Raw genomic sequence first — 19,689 nt, 5'->3', positions numbered from 1 at the left:
TGCGGGGGAGGTGTCAGCGAAGCTGACGGAGAGGGGAATGCCACCTCTGCAACGATTGCAGATGATCGTTCCGCCGCTCCCCCCCCTCGGCCCTTCGGGCCACTCCCCCCGCAAGCGGGGGGAGATGAAAAGGCGCGCGTTCTCGTGCTCTTCTACATTCAGATCGTTGCGAAGACCTCGCCGCGCCTCACCCCCGCAACTAGCACCGTGCGCAGCGGGGTGGGTGTGAAATCGGGCAGCAATGCGTTGAAGCGCGTCCCGTCCAGCATGTGCGGGGTGCGCCAGAGCGCGCGCAGCTCATACAGCTCCCGGCCAAGCGCCCAGAACGGCCGCGCCACCGCCAGCAGCGCCCAGGGAAAGGCTGACACCTTCAGGGGCCGGCCCAGCTCGGCCTCCAGCGCGTCCTGCAGGTCGTTGATTGTGAAGGCATGGCCGGGGAAGGGTATGTCCTCAAAGCGGTCAAGCTGGCCGCGCATTTCGGCGAGGCGCACAACCGCCTCCGCCCAGTCAGGCAGATAGCAGAACGCGTGGAACACGTCCGCCGGGCCGAACGCAGTGATGCGCCCCTTTGCAATGTCGCGCAGATGCAGGCGCGACATCGCATCGCCCTGACCGTCCGGGTCTATGAATGAGCCCGCCCGCAACACGATGGTCTGGACGCCGCTCTCGCGGTACGCCGCCTCCATCTGGGCGCGGACACGGCCCTTGCGCGTGGCGGGCCGGTGCGGGGTCAGTTCGGACCAGATCCCGCCGCGCATGGCGAATGGATAGACATTGCCCGGCACGATCACCGACGCCCCGCTGGCGCGGGCCGCGGCGATCACCTGCGCCGTGATCGCCGGGATCTGGCGCGCCCAGTCGTGATAGTCCGGCGGGTTCAGCCCGTTGACGATCACGTCGGCGCCCCGCGCCGCCTCTGTCATGTCCTCGCCGCGCGTATAGCGGCGCACGGTCCAGCCGGCGCGGCTGAAGGCGGCTGCGCTATGGGCGCCGATCTTGCCATTGGCTCCGAGAATGAGAACGGTTCCGGTCATGTCGTGCGCCTTTTCTGCGTGATGGCTGATGGACGCATTGAAGCCTATTCACCGACGGCGCGACATTGCCTGAAAATCGAGATGTGATATTCATTTATGAATGGCTCAGGTGCTCGCCTCTCTCGACTGGTCGCGGCTGCAGGCGTTTCTGGCGGTGGCCGAAACCGGCAGCCTGTCGGCGGCGGCGCGCAAGCTCAACGCCAGCCAGCCCACCATCGGACGCCAGGTGCGCGCGCTGGAGGCCGAGATGGGCGCGGCGCTGTTCCACCGGCAGGCGCGCGGCATGGCGTTGACCGATACCGGCGCGGCCTTGCTGGAACCGGTGCAGGCCATGCGCAAGGGGGCGGAGACCGCCGCCCTGACTGCGGCCGGGCGTGAGCAGCGCCTGGAAGGCGTGGTGCGCATCACAGCCAGCGCGGCCATGTCGATGCTGCACCTGCCCGCCATCATCGCCGATCTTCGCCGGGCCGAGCCGCGCATCCAGATCGAGCTCGTCCCCAGCGACGCGACCTCCAATCTTCTGTTTCGCGAAGCCGATATCGCCGTGCGCATGTACCGCCCGGTGCAGCAGGAGCTGGTGGCGCGCCATATCGGCGATGCCGGGATATCGATCTTCGCATCGCCTGGTTATCTCGCCCGGCGTGGCCGTCCCCGCGCGCCCGAAGACCTTCTGATCCACGATCTGGTCGGCTATGACGCCAGCCCGCTGATCCTCGACGGCTTCGCGGCGGCGGGGATGCCGGTCACGCGCGATCAGTTCGCTGTGCGCTGCGACGACAACGCCGTCTATATCGCGCTGGTGCGGGCCGGATGCGGGATCGGGTTTGTGCAGGCCAGCGCCGGGCGGCGCGACCCGGACCTGGAGGAGATCGTGCTGGACTTGGACCTGCCTGCCCTGCCGGTCTGGCTGACCGCCCATGGCGCCATGCGACACACGCCGCGCATCAGGCGGGTGTGGGACGCGCTGGCCGATGGATTGGCGCGCGCTATCGCCAAATGAGCGCGTGCAAGACGCGCCGCGCCATTGCCTCCCCTCGCCCGGGCGGGCTAATCAGACCGCACGCCTTTTACGGCCAGATGCTCTGGAGCCGCCATGCCTGTTCTGCCCACACAGCTTGATCCCGATGCGCCGGTCTTTGAGGCCAATGCCGCAGCCATGAGCGCGCTGGTCGCACAGCTGAAGGACAAGACCGATACGGCGGCGCTCGGCGGGTCTGAGGCCGCGCGTGAGAAGCACCTCAAACGCGGCAAGCTGCTCTCGCGCGACAGGGTGCAGCGCCTGCTCGATCCCGGCTCGGCGTTTCTGGAGCTGTCGCCGCTGGCGGCCAATGGCCTGTATGAGGGCGATGTGCACGGGGCGGGCATGATCACCGGCATTGGCCGGGTGTCGGGCCGCGAGGTGATGATCGTGTGCAATGACGCCACGGTGAAGGGCGGCACCTACTATCCCATGACGGTGAAGAAGCATCTGCGCGCTCAGGAGATCGCGCGCGAGAACCGTTTGCCGTGCGTGTATCTGGTCGATTCCGGTGGAGCCAACCTGCCCCACCAGGCCGAAGTTTTCCCTGACCGCGACCATTTCGGGCGCATTTTCTATAATCAGGCCAATCTGTCGGCTGAAGGTATTCCACAGATCGCCGTGGTGATGGGATCGTGCACCGCCGGGGGCGCCTATGTGCCGGCGATGAGCGATGAATCCATCATCGTGCGTAATCAGGGCACGATCTTCCTGGGCGGTCCGCCGCTGGTGAAGGCGGCTACCGGCGAGGTGATCTCGGCCGAGGATCTGGGCGGCGCGGATGTGCATGCGCGCCAGTCCGGCGTGGTGGACCATTACGCCGCCGATGATGACCACGCCCTGCAGATCGCCCGGCGCATCGTGGCCGGGCTCAACACCACCAAGCGCCCCGCGCTGGACATCACCGAGCCGCGCCCGCCTCTGCTCGATCCGGCGACGCTGGAGGGCGTGATCCCGGCGGATGTGCGCACGCCCTATGATGTGCGCGAGGTGATCGCGCGCCTGGTGGACGGCTCGGAGTTTGACGAGTTCAAGAAGCTCTATGGCGAGACGCTGGTCACCGGGTTCGCCCGCCTGCACGGCATGCCGGTGGGCATCATCGCCAATAATGGCGTGCTGTTCAGCGAAAGCGCGCTGAAAGGCGCCCATTTCATCGAGCTGTGCTGCCAGCGCGGCATCCCGCTCATCTTCCTCCAGAACATCACCGGCTTCATGGTCGGCTCCAAATATGAGGCCGGCGGCATCGCCAAGGATGGCGCCAAGCTGGTCACCGCCGTGTCCTGCGCGCGCGTGCCCAAGATCACCCTGGTGATCGGCGGCTCATACGGGGCGGGCAATTACGGCATGTGCGGGCGCGCCTTCGGCCCGCGCTTTTTGTTCATGTGGCCCAATGCCCGCATCTCGGTGATGGGCGGCGAACAGGCCGCCAGCGTGCTCGCCACGGTCAAGCGCGACGGGATGGAGCTGCGCGGCCAGAGCTGGAGCGCGGAGGAAGAAGCCGCCTTCAAGGCCCCGATCCGTGAGACCTATGAAGCCGAGGGCTCGCCCTATTACTCCACCGCCCGCCTGTGGGATGACGGCGTCATCGCCCCCGCCGACAGCCGCCGCGTGCTGGCGCTGGCGCTCTCAGCGGCGCTCAATGCGCCGATTGAGCCGACGCGGTTTGGCGTGTTCAGGATGTAGGGGCGCGCCAGGCGATGCTATATTGGGCGCATGAGCGCGCTTGACACTGAACTGCTGGATCGTCTGCGGGCCTTGAAGCCTGAATTGCGCGAGCGTTTTGGCGTTTCGGCGATGGCTGTTTTCGGTTCGCGAGTGCGCGGCGACCACAGGGCAGACAACGATCTCGACATTGTGGTGGACTTCGAGACCGTGCCGAGCCTGTTCCGGCTGGCTGACATGGACGCCCTCCTGGTGGAAAGGCTTGGCCTGCGCGTCGACACGGTGCCGCGCGACTGCCTTCACCCGGCCCTGAAAGACGATATCGAGCGCGAACTTGTAGCGGTATGAAGCGGGTGCGGCCCCTGCTGGAGGACATGCTCCATTATGCCCGCAAGGCAGTGGAGATTGCGGCTGGGCCAAGCCACCCTGCACAACGAAGCGACGACGTTCGCATGCTCGCCCTCCAGCGGCGCCTCGAAATCATCGGCGAAGCGGCCAATTCAGTGCCGGTCGAGACTCAGGCGCAGTTTCCGGACATCGCGTTCCAGCAAGCGATCGCGATGCGCCACCGCCTCATTCACGGATACAACCGCATCAAAATCTCAATTGTCGAAGCGACAGCTCAGGATGATCTTCCCGGACTTATCGCGTCACTCGAAAGGGCGCTTGACGGCGCTCTCCCCGGCGACTGATCTCAGGCATTCAGGTCTCACACCGGCCCGATCCTTGCCCCGCTCACCCGCAACCGCCCGGCCCTTGTGCCAGGACGGAACGGCCGGGAGGGTGAGCGATGGGTTGGATCGAGCGGTGGACCCAGGAAGATCGCGGGCGGTTTCGCGCAGGCATTGTCCGCGCGCGCCATCGCCTGGCCGATAGCGGCCTGTTCTGCGACCCCGCGCTGGAAGAGCTGATCGACACCCATCCGCGCGAGCTTCTGGACATCGCGATGATGGACGAGGACGGTTCGTCGCGGTCCTGGACCGATCTGTCGCCGGGCGAGCGCAAGGGTGACGAGCTGCTGGCCGGCGCGCGCGAGGGCCGGGTGTGGATGAATTTGCGCCAGGTGTTCAATACCCGCCCCGAATACCGCGCCCTGCTGGGCGCGGTATTCGCCGAGCTGCGCGAGCTGCACCCGCGCTTCCGGCCCGACGTGATCAAGGGCGGGCTCTTGATCTCGGCGCCCGGCGCGCGCGTGCCGTTCCATATCGACCGCACCGACACCATGCTCTGGCATGTGCGCGGGCGTAAGCGGGTCTACGTCTATCCGCGCAGCGCGCCGGTGCTGAACGAAGCCGATGTAGAAGCGGTGCTGATGCACCCGTTCAATGACGATCTGCCCTACAAGGCGTCTTTCGATGCGCGCGCGCAGGTGTTCGATCTCGAACCCGGCGATGTGCTGTGCTGGCCGGTTCACACACCCCACCGCGTGACCAATCTGGAGGGCCTCAACGTCTCCATGGCCGCCGAGTACACCTGCAGCGATGTGCGCGTGCGCAATCACGCCATGATGTTCAATGGTCTCATCCGGCGCCGTCTGGGCCTGACCCCGTCCATCGAGGAGAGCCGCGGGCTGGGCCTGGCGGCCCGGGCCGGTCTGGGCTTCGCCGCGCGCAAGCTAAAGCTGCTACCCAATCCGCCCGCCCCGGCGCACGCCGCGCCCGCCGCCGCGCACACCGCACCCAACGCCGTTCCGCTCTGACGCCGGTCATTCCGCACCCTCGGCGTGGCGCCGAAGCCGCGCTTTCGCCCTTAACCGTCACGCACCGGCTTAACACGGGCGCACGCACGCGCTAACGTTTCGTCAAGACTTGTGGCAAAGCCGCCGGATCGCCGAGGGGGCGCTGCGGCGGGGCGGGGGGAGACGCGCGCACAATGACGTCTGAAGTCATGATCATGAACCGCCAGGCGGTGGTGCTGGCGGCCGACAGCGCGGTCACTTATGGCGGCGGCCCCGATCCGGTGGTGACGCTGGAGGCGGAGAAAATCCTGCGCCTGGGGCCGAGCATGGCCGTCATGGTCTATTCGCGCGGCGATGTGCTGGGCCGGTCCTGGTCACAGATCGCCCACGCTTTCACCAGGCGTCATGGCGAGACGGACTTTGCGTCCGTGGATGATTGCGCGCGCGCCTTCTTCCGGTTTCTGGACAATAACCGCACGCTCTTCCCCGAGGCCGAGGAGATGGAGGAGTTTGCGCATCTGATGCGCGCCGCCTTCATCACCGTGCTCAGCCACGCCAAGGCGATGCGGCGCTATCCCGGCGGCGGGTATGACAGCGATGCGGCGGCGTTCGAGGCGGCGCTGGATCTGTACCGCCAGCACCTCGATCATGACGAGGCGGGCGAACCGCGCGAGGCCGTCGAGGCGCTGGCCGGCCTGGACCGCGCCCGCTTCCATGAACGCTACGCCGCCATGCTCGACGCCCTGATCCAGGAGGCGCTGGGCGAGTTCGGCATGCAGGCCGATGTGCGCGACAAGCTGTTCGACTTCGCTTTCAAGATCGCCACCCGCCCGGCCTTCCTCGAACCCTATGCCGGGCTGGTCTTTGCCGGGTTTGGCGAAGGCGATGTGTTCCCGGTCTACACCCATTACTACGCGTCGATCCTCATCGACGGCGTCATGAAGCGCGCCGCCGACGAGACCATGCGCGTGGGCGTGGATGACGGGCCCAACGCCTTCCTGCGCACCTTCGCCCAGGCGGACATGACCCACACTTTCCTGCGCGGCATTCACCCGCTGATGTTTGATGTGATGATGTCGCTCAACTGGATTTCCAATGAGTCCGCCGCCGAGGCCGCGCTCAAGCAGGCGGGCGTGGATGACGCCGCCGGCAATGAGGCGATGGACGCGCTGCGCGGCGGCGCCTTGCCGAACCTGACCATGGAATTCGCCCACGCGGTGCAGACCATTTCCCAGCAGGAATTCATCAATCCCTTCATCCAGGTGGTCTCGGCCTCGGGCAAGCGTCAGCTGGCCCAGACGGCCAAGTCGCTGGTGGAGCTCAACATCCTGAAAAGTCAGCTGCACATGTCCCAGACCGGGGTGGGCGGCGACGTGGACGTGGTGATGGTCTCGCGCACCGGCGGGCTGGAATGGTATGCTCGCAAATCGTGACCCGCACAGCAGCGCCAATGAGGAGGCTGACATGAGTGACGCGCCCAAACCGCTCGATCTCGACAATGCCCGCGCCGCCCTGGCCCGCGCGCGCAACGACATCACCCCGGCCGCCGTGCGCGCCCCGCGCCCGGCCGATCTGTCCCGCCTGCAGGAGATGGAGGCGCGCACCGCCACCATTGATGCGCGCGCGACCGCCTTTCGCGAGACCGTACGCCAGTCGCTGGGTCTGGGCGCCTATCACGGCCCTAACACCGCGCCCTCGCGCCTGGCCGCCCACGCCATGAGCACGCCTTTGTGCGACGCCGATGTGTGCGCGCCGGTGCGTCCCGCCGCCGCCACGCCGGCCCCGGCTCAGGCTGCGATCACGGATGCGCCGGACCTCGCGCAGGCTGAACCGGCGGCGCCCGCGCCCGCACCGGCTGAAACCCTCACCGGCGCCCCCATGGAGGCCGAAGGCCCCGGCGCCGCTGCGGGTCCGGAGCTCTCCGATACGGGCGCAGAGCCCGGTCCAAGTGACATGGCCGGCGAGGCCGGGCGTCCGTCCAGGCGCAAAAAATTTCTGGGAATTTTCTAGGCGCCAGGCGCCTTCAATCCTGAGACCAAGTCAGGCTGCGGGCCGTCGCGGCCGGGCGCAGGATGAGCCGGGAAGCGGACACCTCTACAGACATCCGGTGCAGAATCACCCGTGTTCGCGCCCCGGACGCCCCGGCTCAAGGCCGGAGCGTCCGGACAAGCAGGCGGGTGGCATGCCCGTTTCCGGGAATGGCTCCCTAATGCGCCCGCGCTTCGCCCGGAGCCGCTTCAGCCCGCGCAGCGGCGGCGAACGCAGCTTCGTCGGCTTCGCTCCATTCGACCGGCTGGACCTTGGCGGCCAGCGCGTGTTCGAGCACCTGGTCCACGGTTTCCACCGGGATGATGAGGAGACCTGACTTCACGTTGTCAGGAATCTCGGCGAGATCCTTTTCATTGTCCTTGGGGATCAGCACCGTCTTCACCCCGCCACGCAGGGCCGCGAGCAGCTTTTCTTTCAGGCCGCCAATGGGCAAAACCCGGCCGCGCAGCGTGATCTCGCCCGTCATCGCCACGTCCTTGCGCACCGGAATGCCGGTGAGCGCCGACACAATGGCCGTGATCATGGCGCCGCCCGCTGACGGGCCGTCCTTGGGCGTCGCGCCTTCGGGCACGTGCACGTGGATGTCGGTTGTGCGGAACACCGGCGGCTTCACGCCCAGCGCCGGGGCGCGTGACTGGACATAGGAATTGGCCGCCGAGATGGATTCCTTCATCACATCGCGCAGATTCCCGGTCACCGTCATCTTGCCGCGTCCGGGCATCTTGACCGCCTCGATGGTCAGCAAATCGCCGCCCACCTCGGTCCAGGCCAGACCCGTGACCAGACCCACGCGGTCCTCCAGCTCGGTCTCGCCAAAGCGGTGTTTGCGCACGCCGGCAAAGTCGGCCAGATTCTCGCTGGTCACCGTGATGGTTTCGGCCTCGCCGCCCACCAGCTTGCGCACCGCCTTGCGGGCCAGGCGCGAGATTTCCCGCTCCAGATTGCGCACGCCGGATTCGCGCGTGTAATAGCGGATGAGATCGCGCAGCGCGCCATCTTCCACGACCCAGTCATCGCCTTTGAGGGCGTGCGCCTTCATCACTTTGGGAATGAGGTGGCGGCGCGCGATCTCCAGCTTCTCGTCCTCGGTATAACCCGCGATCCGGATGATCTCCATGCGGTCCAGAAGCGGCTGGGGCATGTTGAGCGTGTTGGCCGTGGTGATGAACATCACGTCCGACAGATCGTAATCGACCTCCAGATAATGGTCGTTGAACGCGCTGTTCTGTTCAGGATCGAGCACTTCGAGCAGGGCCGCAGACGGGTCGCCGCGGTAATCGGCGCCCAGCTTGTCGATCTCGTCGAGCAGGAAGAGCGGGTTGGAGCTCTTGGCCTTCTTCATGGACTGGATCACCCGGCCCGGCATGGAGCCGATATAGGTGCGCCGGTGGCCGCGAATCTCGGCCTCGTCACGCACGCCGCCCAGTGACATGCGCACGAACTCGCGCCCCGTGGCTTCGGCGATGGAGCGGCCCAGCGAGGTCTTGCCCACGCCCGGCGGTCCGACCAGGCACAGGATCGGCCCGCGCAGCTTGCGGGTGCGCGCCTGAACGGCCAGGTGCTCGATAATGCGCTCCTTGACCTTCTCCAGCCCGTAATGGTCACGCTCGAGCGTGTCCTCGGCCTTTTTCAGGTCATTGCGGACCTTCTTGCGCTTGTTCCACGGGATGGACAGGATCCAGTCGAGATAATTGCGCACCACGGTGGCCTCGGCCGACATGGGGCTCATCTGGCGCAGCTTTTTCATCTCCGCGTCGACCTTGGCGCGGGCTTCTTTCGACAGCTTGGTCGCCTCGATGCGCTCTTCGAGCTCGGCCATTTCTTCGCGGCCGTCATCGCCCTCGCCCAGCTCACGCTGGATCGCCTTCATCTGCTCGTTGAGATAATATTCGCGCTGGGTCTTCTCCATCTGCCGCTTCACGCGGTTGCGGATCTTGGTCTCGACCTGGAGGACGGAAATCTCCCCCTCCATTAGCGCAAACACCTTCTCCAGGCGCTGGGCCACGTCGGGATTGCCGAGCAGCTCCTGCTTGTCGGTGATCTTGACGGCCAGGTGCGCGGCGATCGTGTCGGCCATCTTGGCCGGATCGGCGATCTCGCCCACCGCGGCCAGCGCCTCGGGCGGCACTTTTTTGTTGAGCTTGACGTAGTCTTCAAACTTGTCGCCGGCCGCGCGCATCAGCGCTTCCATCTCGGCCGCATCGCCGCCGGTTTCATCAACCAGGCGCGCCTCGGCCTCGAAATAGGCCTGGTTGTCGAGATAGCGCAGCACTTCCATGCGCCGACCGCCCTCGACCAGCACCTTCACCGTGCCGTCAGGCAATTTCAGAAGCTGCAGCACCGAGGCGATGACGCCCTGGCCGTAAATCGCGTCAGAAGACGGGTCATCGTCCGCCGCGCTCAGCTGGGTGGCGAGCAGGATCTGCTTGTCGCCGCGCATGACTTCTTCCAGCGCGCGCACGGATTTCTCGCGGCCCACAAACAGGGGCACGATCATGTGCGGGAACACCACGATATCGCGCAGCGGCAGAAGGGGAAGGGTCCGGGTCTCGGTCATCAGCTTGGTTCTCCGCGCCCGTGACGATACGCGTCCGGGCGCCATCATGCCATGCGGGCCAGCGTCGCCCGCTTCGTGTGCTCACACAAGTGGAGCCCCGCACCCGCCCCTTCAAGGCGGCGCGGCGGCGCAGGTGCAGCGGGGGGTGTTCAGGACGGCGGACAACTGGAACCGGCTGCGCGCGGCCCCTCACCCCACCCGACCCGGGGCTTCGCCCCGGCCCACCCTCCCCATCAAGGGGAGGGAAATGGTGAGCGCGCTTTTCCCCTCCCCCGAAGTGGGGAGGGTGGCTGAGCGTAGCGAAGCCGGGTGGGGGCGCCGCCGAAGGCGGCCGCTCAAGAAAATTCCGAAGTGCGGCGCATCCCGCCTCCGTCCGCTGCGCGGACACCTCCCCCGCAAGCGGGGGAGGACAAGTGGGCACGACCTCCTTTTCCAGCGAAGGAGCGGAGGTTGAGGGTCGCCCCTGTCGGAATCTCGGAGACAGAGCCGAACATCCGCAATAAGCTCTCCCGTGGAAAGTTCAGGGGAGCATTCTTACTGGTATGTTTAAACGCAATCGGATCACAATCGTTGCGCTTGGACTAGCGCTATTGGTTTCCGCCGCTCTGTTGATGGCAGCGGTGCTAGATGTATTTCAGTATCGCCAATTCCAGGTCAATCAGCGCGCCAACACTGCCGCTTACTATTCCGATCCAGCTGACATTGATTTGGGGGCAATCGATCCAGAAATGGCGGATGCTACCATAAATATAGGTCAATCCAATGCCGCCCAAGAGCATGATCGATACGCATATAACTTGCAGGCCCAGCAAGATGTAGCTCTCTTCACTCGCATCTTGGCGTGGGCGGCGGTCATTGGGATAATTGTAAGTAGTGTCGGCATTTGGTTGATATTTGCGACTCTGCGCGCCTCCCGAGAACTCACCAGAGAAACTAAAGGCATCGGATACAGACAATTGCGCCCCTATCTCTGCATTGAAAGCGTTCACTGCAAAGTGTTTGGCAGGGAGACAGATGAAATTGAATATCCCGTTCCCAACATCGAAGTAACAATTATTTTTAAGAATGCGGGTCAAACTCCCGCCTTGAATCTGAGAAAAAATTTGGTGCTGAGTTTGTTTCCGTATCCATTCAAAGAAAGGAGAGGCCTGGCGAATGCCGGCCTTCGGGAAGGCGCAGTAGGCTATACTGGTTCCCTCAAGTACCCCGACATTGCTCCCGGCGAAACGAGCAAGATGGTTTACAGGGTAATTGTGGGCGATGAACCTTGGCAGGGAAACCCAACTTTTAAGAAAATTTATCTGGACATTAAGGTGCTGTATCGAGACTTCGCAGACCAGCCCGCCCACGAGATCGATGTCACCGTTGAGTCTATTGGCTTCGACCAAGTAGACGGCGTCTGGATTCCGATTTTCGATCCACCCCAAAAGCGCTGGGTTAACTCCCACGAGAGTTGAAGCAAACGTCCCCGCAAGCGGGGGAGGACAAGAAGGCCGCCCCGTCTCCCCCCCATCCCCTTTCCCCGCCCCATGCGCTATCTCTCACCCCATGAGCGCCCTGCCCGCCCGCTTCCAGACCTGGTTCGACGCGCGTGGCTGGGCGCCGCGGGCGCATCAGCTGGACATGCTGGCGGCGGCGCAGGCGGGCGAGGATGCACTGCTGATCGCGCCCACCGGGGCTGGCAAGACGCTGGGCGGGTTTCTGGGCAGCCTCACTGAGCTGGCCGCCCTGACCGACGGCGCCGGCGCGGACCGGCCGCACCGCCTGCACACGCTCTATGTTTCGCCCTTGAAGGCGCTGTCCTATGACGTGGCGCGCAATCTCACCAATCCGGTGGCCGAGATGGGGCTGAACCTGCGCATCGAGACGCGCACCGGCGATACGCCGCAATCGCGCCGCACCCGCCAGCGCGCCTCGCCGCCCGACATGCTGCTGACCACGCCCGAACAGCTGGCCTTGTTCTGCGCGCAGGAGAACGGCGCGGCGTTCTTCGCCGACCTCAAAGCCGTGATCATTGACGAGGTGCACGCGCTGGCCCCCGGCAAGCGCGGCGACCTGCTGGCGCTGGGTCTGGCGGCGCTGTCCACCTACGCGCCGCACGCGCGCCGGGTGGGGCTGTCGGCCACCGTGATGGATGAGGCGGGCCATGCAAGCTGGCTGGCGCGTCAGCATCCCGGCCAGGAACGTCATGCCCGCATCATCCGCGGCGCACCGGGCGCCGCGCCGGTGGTCGAGATCATGACCCCCGACGCGGCGCGCATTCCCTGGGCGGGCCATTCGGGCCGCCACGCCATTGACGATGTCTATGCCCGCATCCGCGACGCGCGCCTGACGCTGGTCTTCGTCAACACCCGCTCCCAGGCCGAGTTCGTGTTCCAGATGCTGTGGGGCGTGAATGAGGACGCCCTGCCCATCGCCCTGCACCACGGGTCGCTGTCGGTGGAGCAGCGCCGCAAGGTGGAGGCGGCCATGGCCGCCGGGAAACTGCGGGCGGTGGTGTGCACCTCCACCCTCGATCTCGGCATTGACTGGGGCGATGTGGACCTGGTCATCCAGATGGGCGCGCCCAAGGGCGCCGCGCGCCTGATGCAGCGCCTGGGCCGGGCCAATCACCGGCTCGATGCGCCCTCGCGTGCCGTGCTGGTGCCCACCAACCGGTTCGAGCACCTCGAATGCGCCTGCGCGCGCGACGCGGTGGACGCCGGCGCGCTGGACGGGGAACCCTTGCGCGACGGCGCGCTGGACGTGCTGGCCCAGCATGTCATGGGCCGCGCCTGCGGTGATCCGTTCGAGGCTGATGCGCTGTATGACGAGGTGCGCCGGGCCGCGCCCTATGCGGGCCTTGAGCGCGGCGTGTTTGACCGGGTGCTGGAGTTCGTCGCCACGGGCGGCTATGCGCTGGGGTCCTATGACCGGTTCAAGCGCATCGTGAAAGGGCGCGACGGCCGCTGGCGGGCGCGCAATCGCGACACCGCCCAGCGCCACCGGCTCAATATCGGCGTGATCATCGAAAGCCCCATGCTGGACGTGCGCCTGGCCGCCGGACGCAAGGGCGCCGCCGCTCCGGCGCCTCAGCCACCACCTGCCAGCCTCAGCCAGCGCGCCGCGCCCGGGCGCCTCACCGCCCCGCCCTCCTACGCCGCCGGGGCGCCTCTGCCCGCCGCTTCTGGAATCGCTCGCACGCCAGCCTTACGCGGCGGCGGACCGCGCCTGGGCCAGGTCGAGGAATGGTTCGCCGACCAGCTCACCCCCGGCGACACCTTCCTGTTCGCCGGCCAGATGCTGCGCTTTGAGGGCGTGAGCGGAACCGAATGCCTGGTCAGCCGCGCCAGCGGAACCGACCCGAAAATCCCCAGCTGGCAGGGCGGCAAATTTCCCTACACCACCTTCCTGGCCGAGCGGGTGCGCGAGCTGGTCCACAGCCCCGAAGCCTGGGACGGCCTGCCCGCGCAGGTGCGCGACTGGCTGGCCCTGCAAAAAGAGCGCTCACGCCTGCCCGAGCCGGACCGGCTGCTGGTGGAGACCTTCCCGCGCGGCGGCAAATTCTATCTGGTCTGCTACCCGTTCGAGGGGCGTCTGGCGCACCAGACCCTGGGCATGCTGCTGACCCGCCGGCTGGAGCGCGCGAGGCTGCGGCCTCTGGGCTTTGTCGCCAATGAGTACGCGCTGGCGGTCTGGGGCCTGTCCGACATGGCCGGCGCTGACATGGGCGCGCTGTTCAGCGAAGACATGCTGGGCGATGATCTCGACGCCTGGCTTGCCGAGAGCGCGCTGATGCAGCGCACCTTCCGCAACTGCGCCCTGATCGCCGGCCTGATCGAGCGGCGCTTTCCAGGTCACGAGAAGACCGGGCGCCAGGTCACGTTTTCATCTGACCTCATCTACAACGTGCTGCGCGAGCACGAGCCCGGCCATATCCTGCTCCAGGCCGCCTGGCAGGACGCGGCTTCGGGCCTTCTGGACATCCGGCGCCTCTCAGACCGGCTGGCCAAGGTGGCGGGCCGGGTTGACCACATGCCGCTCACCCTCATCTCCCCGCTGGCCGTGCCGGTCATGCTCGAGGTCGGGCGCGAGGCGGTGTTCGGCGAGGCCGGCGACGCCATCCTGGAAGACGCCAGCGAAGCGCTCGCCGGCGAGGCGATGGGCTGACGTCACCGCGTTCGGTGGGTTTGAACTCCAAAATGCCCGTCTTGAACTCATCACGGCCGGTTTTTGACACGCACACGGCCCGTCATGCGGCGCATCCGTCCGGGGACAAGTGAGGGCATAGGGCGGGGATAGGCTCTCTCACACCAGCCGGTCGCGAAACCAGGCGGCCAGCGCGGTCTCAGTCACTGTCCCGCCCGCCACGCCTTCCATAACGCGCACTGCATCAACGGGATCGAAGGCCAGACGGTATCCGTTATCAGCCAGGAACAGGCGCGCCGCGATCCAGGCGGTGCGTTTGTTGCCGTCCACGAATCCATGATTTCTGGCAAGGCCATAGGCATAGGCGGCCGCCAGATCCGCCGCGTCGGGCGCGCCGTAACTGGCCAGATTGACCGGGCGGGCGAGCGCGCTATCCACGCCGCCCGCATCGCGAACGGCGTCCGCGCCGCCATGCTCGGCCAGCTGGCGGTCGTGGACGGCGTGGATCACGGCCAGATCGACCCAGCGCCAATCCTTGCGCCGCGGCGGACCGGACGGTTCGCTCACTTCGCCAGCGCGCGCAGGACGTCGCGGTCATCATGCATGATGTCTTCCGCGAGCGACATTTGCCGTTCGAATTCAGGATCATACGGGGTGAGGCGATAGCTGCCGTCCGCCGCTTCGGTCAGGTAGAGCACGTCGCCCTTCTTTACCTTCAGATGCGCCATGACCTCCTTGGTCAGGATGACGCCCGACGAGGCCCCCACAGTGGTGATTTTCAGTTTTTGCATGCCGGCCTCCAACTATATAATGATGATTATATAGCAGGGAGCGACAGCCCGCAACGCTTGCCTAGCAAGAGGAAGGCAATCAGTCCTGCGCCGTCACCTGACGCATGGCCTGGTGGGCGGGGCGGGCGCGGGCGCGGGTCAGCCAGTCGTGCACGGATGAACCCTCTGAAATCGCTCCGGCTTTCTCCGCCGCCTCCAGCTGGAATCCCATCAGGCAGTCGGCCGCACTGAACGCCTCGCCGGCAAACCAGCTATGGCGCTTGAGGTGGCTCTCCACATGGGCCAGCACCTTGGCCCGTTCCGCCGCCATGAACTGGCCCAGCGGGCTGTCCATCAGCCCGGAGGGGCGCAGATAGGCGTTCATCAGAAACGGCAGAAAGACCGCGCCTTCGCTGGCGTGCATCCATTCGAGAAACACTGGCCAGGCGGGGCTTCCAGGAACCGGATGAAGCCGGTTCGCCAGATCGAATTTATCCAATAAATACTGGGCAATAGCGCCTGTCTCGGCGAGCGTGCGCCCATCGTCCAGCACCAGAACCGGCGCCTTGCCCAGGGGATGGATATCCCCCAGCGCCGCCGGCGCCAGACGGGTCTGCGGATCGCGGCTGTGACGGACCAGCTCGTAAGGCGCGCCCAGCTCCTCCAGCAGCCAGATAATGCGCTCGGAGCGCGACTGGCCGAGATGGTGGAGTGTGATGGTCATGGACGAACCCTTTGGGTCTTCGGATGAAATCACTGACCGGCGAAAGTCAGTCCTTGTCGCCCCGGTCAAACAGATGTTTGACCTTATCCCAGACTTTCGGATGCCGGCGCAACCAGCCCGTAATCGCGCGATGGGCGGTCTTGGAGGTGGCGGCCAGCAGGATCAGCGCCAGAATCGCCAGAGGGAGACCGAGCGGAATAGGCAGAAAAAACAGCGGGATGGCGATCGCCAGCATGAACAGGCCGAGCGCCACGCCCACGGCTCGCAGCACGGCCTGAATTATCTGCCCCACCCCGTTTTTCCCCCAGCCGTTGAGATGATCGTTCATCGCCACCGCATTCCAGCTCCCGCAACCCAGCCGCTTATCAGCGGGCGGGACCTCAATCTAGAGCGCCAAACCCGGCCCGACCAAGGGGGCCGGGCCGGTTTGTGCAGTCAGTGAACGGAGCGCGGGGCGAATTTGTGGCGCCGTGTCTCTGGCGCCGCGCCCTCTACTCGGCTGCTTGCGGCGTCTCAGCCGGCGGGCTCCAGCGCAGGACCGGGGTGCGCGCGGCGCGCGTCTCGTCCAAGCGCTTGGCCGGCGCATGGCGCGGCGCGGCGGTGAAGCGCTCGGCCTCCCCGGCCTGGGCCGCCAGGGCAAGCCCTTCCAGCGTATCGCAAAACCGGTCCAGCGAGGCCTTGCTCTCGGTCTCGGTGGGCTCAATCAGCATGGCCCCGTGGACCACCAGCGGGAAGTACATGGTCATGGGGTGATAGCCCTCGTCGATCATCGCCTTGGCGAAATCGAGCGTGGTGACGCCCGTGCCCTTCAGGAAGCGGTCATCGAACAGGGCCTCGTGCATGCAGGTGCCGTCAAACGCCGCCGTCATCACATGGCGCAGGCGCGCCAGCACGTAGTTGGCGTTCAATACCGCATCTTCCGCCGCCTGGCGCAGCCCGTCCGAGCCATGGCTCATCATGTAGCTCAGCGCGCGGGTGAACATGCCCATCTGGCCGTGGAAGGCGACCATGCGGCCAAAGGGCTGGCCCTCGGCTTCATGCTCGTGTTCGACCAGGCGCCAGGTCTCCCCCTCGCGCACCACGTAGGGCACGGGCACGAACGGCGCCAGCGCCTGCGAGAACACCGTCGGGCCCGAGCCCGGACCGCCGCCGCCATGGGGGGTCGAGAAGGTCTTGTGCAGATTGATGTGCATCGCATCAATGCCCAGATCGCCCGGCCGCACACGGCCCACGATGGCGTTGAAATTCGCGCCGTCGCAGTAGAAATACCCGCCCGCCTCGTGGATCAAGTCGGCGATTTCCTTGATGTCCCGCTCGAACAGCCCGCACGTATTGGGGTTGGTCAGCATGATCGCCGCCACATCGGGGCCGAGCTTGGCCTTGAAGGCCGCCATGTCCACGCGGCCCGTGGCGTCGGCGGGGATTTCGTCGCAGAAGAAGCCGCACTGCACAGCGGTCGCCGGGTTGGTGCCGTGGGCGCTTTCAGGCACCAGCACGCGCCGGCGGCCCGTTTCGCCGCGGGCGTCCAGCGCCGCGCGGATCGCCATCATGCCGCACAGCTCGCCATGGGCGCCGGCCTTGGGGCTCATGGCCACGCAGGGCGTGTTGGTGAGCACCATCAGCCAGCGCGCCAGCTCGCCGATCAGTTCCAACGCGCCCTGCACGGTGGACTGGGGCTGCAGAGGGTGGATATCGCCAAAGCCCGGCAGGCGCGCCATTTTCTCGTTCAGGCGCGGATTGTGCTTCATTGTGCACGAACCCAGCGGGTAAAGCCCCAGATCGATGGCGTAATTCTTCCGGCTGAGCCGCACGTAATGGCGCATGGTTTCAGGCTCGGCGAGGCCCGGCAATCCGATTTCGGCCTTGCGCTCCAGCCCGCCAATACGCAGCGCCGCGCCGGTGGGTTCGGGCAGGTCCACGCCGGTCACATCGACCCGTCCGCGCTCGAAGATCAGCGGCTCGGCCTGGTCCAGCCCGCGCGAACCGGAAAACGTGTCGGTATAGGCGCCCGCATCGTGGGTGTGCAGCGGACGGGAGGGACGGCCTTGGGTGTTCATGCTCATTACAGCACCTCTTTCAGACCCGCCTCGAGCGCGTCGAGATCGGCGTCGGTATTAGTTTCGGTTGCCGCCAGGATCAGGAGGTCATCCAGCCCCTTGCCCGGATAGAGGCGGCTGGCGGGCACGCCAGCCAAGATCCCCTTGGCGGCCAGCGCCTCCACCACGCCCGCGGCGGGTTTGGGCAGGCGCACCGTGATCTCGTTGAAGAAGGCGCTGTTGAGCACCTCCACGCCCGGCAGGGCGGCGAGCCGGTCGGCCATCTCGCAGGCGCGCTCATGATTGAGCCTTGCCAGCGTGCGCAGGCCCGCCTCGCCCAGCAGCGTCATGTGAATGGTGAAGGCCAGCGCCATCAGGCCTGAATTGGTGCAGATGTTCGAGGTCGCCTTGTCGCGCCGGATATGCTGTTCGCGCGTCGACAGGGTCAGCACAAAGCCGCGCCGCCCGTCAGCGTCCACGGTCTCGCCAGCCAGGCGGCCCGGCAGGTTGCGAATGAAATTGCGGTCGTCGCGGCAGGCGAACAGACCCACATACGGCCCGCCGAACTGCAGCCCCACGCCCAGCGACTGGCCCTCGCCCACCACGATATCGGCCCCCATGGCGCCGGGGCTTTCGATCAGGCCCAGCGACACCACTTCGGTGAATACCGCGATCAGCAGCGCGCCCTTGGCATGCGCGGCTTCGGCCAGGGGGCGCAGATCATGGACCTGGCCGAACACGTCCGGGTTCTGCACCACCACGCAGGCGACATCGTCGGTCAGCGCATCGCTCACCGCGTCCAGTCCGCCGGGAACCGGCGCCGCCGCCTCAATTTCGATATCCATGTATTTGGCCAGCGTGCGCGTGGCTTCGGCGTAGTGGGGATGCAGATTGCCGCTGAGCACCGCGCGCTGGCGTTTGGTGATGCGGCAAGCCATCAGCACCGCCTCGGCGCAGGCCGTGGAGCCGTCATACATGGAGGCGTTGGCCACATCGGTTCCGGTGAGCAGCGCCACCTGGGTCTGGAACTCGAACAGGGTCTGCAGCGTGCCCTGGCTGATTTCAGGCTGATAGGGCGTGTAGCTGGTCAAGAACTCCGAGCGCTGGATCAGGTGATCCACCGTGGCGGGCACATGGTGCTTGTAAGCCCCTGCCCCGACAAAGAACGGTGCGGTGGAGGCGCTCAGATTGCGCGATGACATGGCGGTGAAGGCGCGCTCCACCTCAAGCTCGGTGGCCCGGCGCGGCAGGTCCACCGGCCCTTTCAGGCGCGCCGTTTCGGGCACATCGGCGAACAGAGCGTCCACGCTGGGCGCCCCGATCGTCTCCAGCATGTCTTTGCGGTCTTCAGGTGTCAGCGGCAGATAACGCATCAGCCTCGCTCCAGTTCGCTCATCAGCGCCGCCGTCTGGCGCGCGCCCGGTTCAGGTTCGGCGTTCAGGAACGCCTTCACCCCGTCAAAATCCTCGCCCGCCTTGTTCTGGCTGAGCTTTTTCGTCGCGTGGACCGCGCTCACCGTCAGGCGCAGACCCACAATCCCCTTCATCAGCGCCGACACATAGTCCGCCGGCGCGTCATCGACAGACCAGGGCTGCGCCCGGCCCGCTTCAAATCGCCGCGTCAGCGCTTCGACCAGCCCGTGCAGCTGCGCCTCGTCCTCGAACACCGCCGCATCGCCATGGGCTTCGGCGGCGACATAATTCCAGGTCGGCACCGTGCGGCCATGCACCGCCTTGGACGGGTAGGCCGAGGCGCTGACATAGGCGTGCGGCCCGGAAAACAGCGCCAGCGCCGGCGCGCCGTCTCCGATCGCACGCCAGATCGGGTTGGCCCGCGACACATGACCCGCCAGCGCCTCCAGCCCGCCATCTTCGGCGTGCTCCAGCGCCACCGGCGTGCGCGCCGCAGTCAGGCCGTCCGGACCATTCACCACAAACGTGGCGAAAGGCCAGGCCGCGATCACGGCCGCCGCTTCGGCCCGGTCGGTGACAGCAAAGGCGTGCGGCGGCCAGCTCATCGCGAGGTCAGACCCT

Annotated in this window: 18 protein-coding genes; 9 read left to right on the top strand and 9 right to left on the bottom strand. The window is 66.3% G+C overall.

Going from position 1 to position 19,689, the window contains the following annotated elements; translation table 11 throughout:
* Positions 1 to 158 precede the first annotated feature (158 nt).
* Positions 159 to 1,034: a hypothetical protein gene (locus tag L2D01_04350; GenBank protein WBQ11017.1), complete on the bottom strand. Its 876-nt coding sequence runs from the start codon at positions 1,032 to 1,034 to the stop codon at positions 159 to 161.
* A gap of 100 nt (positions 1,035 to 1,134) precedes the next feature.
* On the opposite strand from L2D01_04350, the gene L2D01_04345 reads away from it, so the two are divergent.
* From L2D01_04345 to L2D01_04315, 7 genes are all read left to right on the top strand, one after another.
* Positions 1,135 to 2,034 (top strand): LysR family transcriptional regulator, encoded by a 900-nt coding sequence (locus L2D01_04345; protein ID WBQ11016.1) that lies wholly within the window; start codon positions 1,135 to 1,137, stop codon positions 2,032 to 2,034.
* Positions 2,035 to 2,127: 93 nt separating this feature from the next.
* Entirely contained in the window at positions 2,128 to 3,735 is a 1,608-nt protein-coding gene (locus L2D01_04340) for a methylcrotonoyl-CoA carboxylase (GenBank protein WBQ11015.1), read from the top strand.
* A 30-nt stretch (positions 3,736 to 3,765) separates the two neighbouring features.
* A complete protein-coding gene (locus L2D01_04335; GenBank protein WBQ11014.1) occupies positions 3,766 to 4,062 on the top strand; it encodes a nucleotidyltransferase family protein in 297 nt (98 codons plus the stop codon).
* A 26-nt stretch (positions 4,063 to 4,088) separates the two neighbouring features.
* Complete coding sequence (locus tag L2D01_04330; GenBank protein WBQ11013.1) at positions 4,089 to 4,406, top strand: DUF86 domain-containing protein; 318 nt, start codon at positions 4,089 to 4,091, stop codon at positions 4,404 to 4,406.
* A 98-nt stretch (positions 4,407 to 4,504) separates the two neighbouring features.
* Complete coding sequence (locus L2D01_04325) at positions 4,505 to 5,413, top strand: cupin-like domain-containing protein (protein ID WBQ11012.1); 909 nt, start codon at positions 4,505 to 4,507, stop codon at positions 5,411 to 5,413.
* A gap of 173 nt (positions 5,414 to 5,586) precedes the next feature.
* Positions 5,587 to 6,825, top strand: coding sequence for a hypothetical protein (locus L2D01_04320; protein ID WBQ11011.1), 1,239 nt, complete (start codon positions 5,587 to 5,589; stop codon positions 6,823 to 6,825).
* Between the two features lie 31 nt (positions 6,826 to 6,856).
* Positions 6,857 to 7,402 (top strand): hypothetical protein, encoded by a 546-nt coding sequence (locus L2D01_04315; protein ID WBQ11010.1) that lies wholly within the window; start codon positions 6,857 to 6,859, stop codon positions 7,400 to 7,402.
* Positions 7,403 to 7,598: 196 nt separating this feature from the next.
* Here the strand turns inward: L2D01_04315 and lon are convergent, their stop codons facing one another.
* Positions 7,599 to 9,998 (bottom strand): endopeptidase La, encoded by a 2,400-nt coding sequence (lon, locus tag L2D01_04310; GenBank protein WBQ11009.1) that lies wholly within the window; start codon positions 9,996 to 9,998, stop codon positions 7,599 to 7,601.
* A gap of 542 nt (positions 9,999 to 10,540) precedes the next feature.
* Here lon and L2D01_04305 point away from each other — a divergent pair.
* Positions 10,541 to 11,455 (top strand): hypothetical protein, encoded by a 915-nt coding sequence (locus tag L2D01_04305; GenBank protein ID WBQ11008.1) that lies wholly within the window; start codon positions 10,541 to 10,543, stop codon positions 11,453 to 11,455.
* A 91-nt stretch (positions 11,456 to 11,546) separates the two neighbouring features.
* On the top strand, positions 11,547 to 14,147 hold the full coding sequence (locus tag L2D01_04300) for a ligase-associated DNA damage response DEXH box helicase (protein WBQ11007.1): 2,601 nt from the start codon (positions 11,547 to 11,549) through the stop codon (positions 14,145 to 14,147).
* Between the two features lie 138 nt (positions 14,148 to 14,285).
* Here the strand turns inward: L2D01_04300 and L2D01_04295 are convergent, their stop codons facing one another.
* The 7 genes from L2D01_04295 to L2D01_04265 form a co-directional block, all read right to left on the bottom strand.
* Entirely contained in the window at positions 14,286 to 14,693 is a 408-nt protein-coding gene (locus tag L2D01_04295) for a type II toxin-antitoxin system death-on-curing family toxin (GenBank protein ID WBQ11006.1), read from the bottom strand.
* The gene (locus tag L2D01_04290; GenBank protein ID WBQ11005.1) at positions 14,690 to 14,917 is read right to left on the bottom strand and encodes a hypothetical protein; all 228 of its coding nucleotides are present in this window, start codon (positions 14,915 to 14,917) and stop codon (positions 14,690 to 14,692) included. Before L2D01_04290 ends, L2D01_04295 begins: the two co-directional genes overlap by 4 nt.
* 79 nt (positions 14,918 to 14,996) lie before the next feature.
* Positions 14,997 to 15,620 carry a glutathione S-transferase gene (locus L2D01_04285; protein WBQ11004.1) on the bottom strand — a complete coding sequence of 208 codons (624 nt, stop codon included), beginning with the start codon at positions 15,618 to 15,620 and terminating at the stop codon, positions 14,997 to 14,999.
* Positions 15,621 to 15,666: 46 nt separating this feature from the next.
* Complete coding sequence (locus L2D01_04280; protein ID WBQ11003.1) at positions 15,667 to 15,948, bottom strand: hypothetical protein; 282 nt, start codon at positions 15,946 to 15,948, stop codon at positions 15,667 to 15,669.
* A 163-nt stretch (positions 15,949 to 16,111) separates the two neighbouring features.
* Positions 16,112 to 17,683 carry an aminomethyl-transferring glycine dehydrogenase subunit GcvPB gene (gene gcvPB, locus L2D01_04275; protein ID WBQ11002.1) on the bottom strand — a complete coding sequence of 524 codons (1,572 nt, stop codon included), beginning with the start codon at positions 17,681 to 17,683 and terminating at the stop codon, positions 16,112 to 16,114.
* Complete coding sequence (gene gcvPA, locus L2D01_04270; GenBank protein WBQ11001.1) at positions 17,683 to 19,029, bottom strand: aminomethyl-transferring glycine dehydrogenase subunit GcvPA; 1,347 nt, start codon at positions 19,027 to 19,029, stop codon at positions 17,683 to 17,685. Before gcvPA ends, gcvPB begins: the two co-directional genes overlap by 1 nt.
* Complete coding sequence (locus tag L2D01_04265) at positions 19,029 to 19,673, bottom strand: FMN-binding negative transcriptional regulator (GenBank protein WBQ11000.1); 645 nt, start codon at positions 19,671 to 19,673, stop codon at positions 19,029 to 19,031. The genes gcvPA and L2D01_04265 overlap by 1 nt, the downstream gene beginning before the upstream one ends.
* Positions 19,674 to 19,689 lie beyond the last annotated feature (16 nt).

The sequence above is a fragment of the Hyphomonadaceae bacterium ML37 genome (genome assembly GCA_027627685.1).
In the GTDB taxonomy this organism is placed as follows: Bacteria; Pseudomonadota; Alphaproteobacteria; order Caulobacterales; family Maricaulaceae; genus Oceanicaulis.
The sequence above is the reverse complement of the archived record's forward strand: the minus strand, read 5'-3'. Positions and strand labels throughout refer to the sequence as shown.

Excerpts from the sequence above, each read along its gene's own strand:
- L2D01_04350 (WBQ11017.1), bottom strand. The coding sequence starts at position 1,034 with ATGACCGGAACCGTTCTCATTCTCGGAGCCAATGGCAAGATCGGCGCC.
- L2D01_04345 (WBQ11016.1), top strand. The coding sequence starts at position 1,135 with ATGGCTCAGGTGCTCGCCTCTCTCGACTGGTCGCGGCTGCAGGCGTTT.
- L2D01_04340 (WBQ11015.1), top strand. The coding sequence starts at position 2,128 with ATGCCTGTTCTGCCCACACAGCTTGATCCCGATGCGCCGGTCTTTGAG.
- L2D01_04335 (WBQ11014.1), top strand. The coding sequence starts at position 3,766 with ATGAGCGCGCTTGACACTGAACTGCTGGATCGTCTGCGGGCCTTGAAG.
- L2D01_04330 (WBQ11013.1), top strand. The coding sequence starts at position 4,089 with ATGCTCCATTATGCCCGCAAGGCAGTGGAGATTGCGGCTGGGCCAAGC.
- L2D01_04325 (WBQ11012.1), top strand. The coding sequence starts at position 4,505 with ATGGGTTGGATCGAGCGGTGGACCCAGGAAGATCGCGGGCGGTTTCGC.
- L2D01_04320 (WBQ11011.1), top strand. The coding sequence starts at position 5,587 with ATGACGTCTGAAGTCATGATCATGAACCGCCAGGCGGTGGTGCTGGCG.
- L2D01_04315 (WBQ11010.1), top strand. The coding sequence starts at position 6,857 with ATGAGTGACGCGCCCAAACCGCTCGATCTCGACAATGCCCGCGCCGCC.
- lon (WBQ11009.1), bottom strand. The coding sequence starts at position 9,998 with ATGACCGAGACCCGGACCCTTCCCCTTCTGCCGCTGCGCGATATCGTG.
- L2D01_04305 (WBQ11008.1), top strand. The coding sequence starts at position 10,541 with ATGTTTAAACGCAATCGGATCACAATCGTTGCGCTTGGACTAGCGCTA.
- L2D01_04300 (WBQ11007.1), top strand. The coding sequence starts at position 11,547 with ATGAGCGCCCTGCCCGCCCGCTTCCAGACCTGGTTCGACGCGCGTGGC.
- L2D01_04290 (WBQ11005.1), bottom strand. The coding sequence starts at position 14,917 with ATGCAAAAACTGAAAATCACCACTGTGGGGGCCTCGTCGGGCGTCATC.
- L2D01_04285 (WBQ11004.1), bottom strand. The coding sequence starts at position 15,620 with ATGACCATCACACTCCACCATCTCGGCCAGTCGCGCTCCGAGCGCATT.
- L2D01_04280 (WBQ11003.1), bottom strand. The coding sequence starts at position 15,948 with ATGAACGATCATCTCAACGGCTGGGGGAAAAACGGGGTGGGGCAGATA.
- gcvPB (WBQ11002.1), bottom strand. The coding sequence starts at position 17,683 with ATGAGCATGAACACCCAAGGCCGTCCCTCCCGTCCGCTGCACACCCAC.
- gcvPA (WBQ11001.1), bottom strand. The coding sequence starts at position 19,029 with ATGCGTTATCTGCCGCTGACACCTGAAGACCGCAAAGACATGCTGGAG.
- L2D01_04265 (WBQ11000.1), bottom strand. The coding sequence starts at position 19,673 with ATGAGCTGGCCGCCGCACGCCTTTGCTGTCACCGACCGGGCCGAAGCG.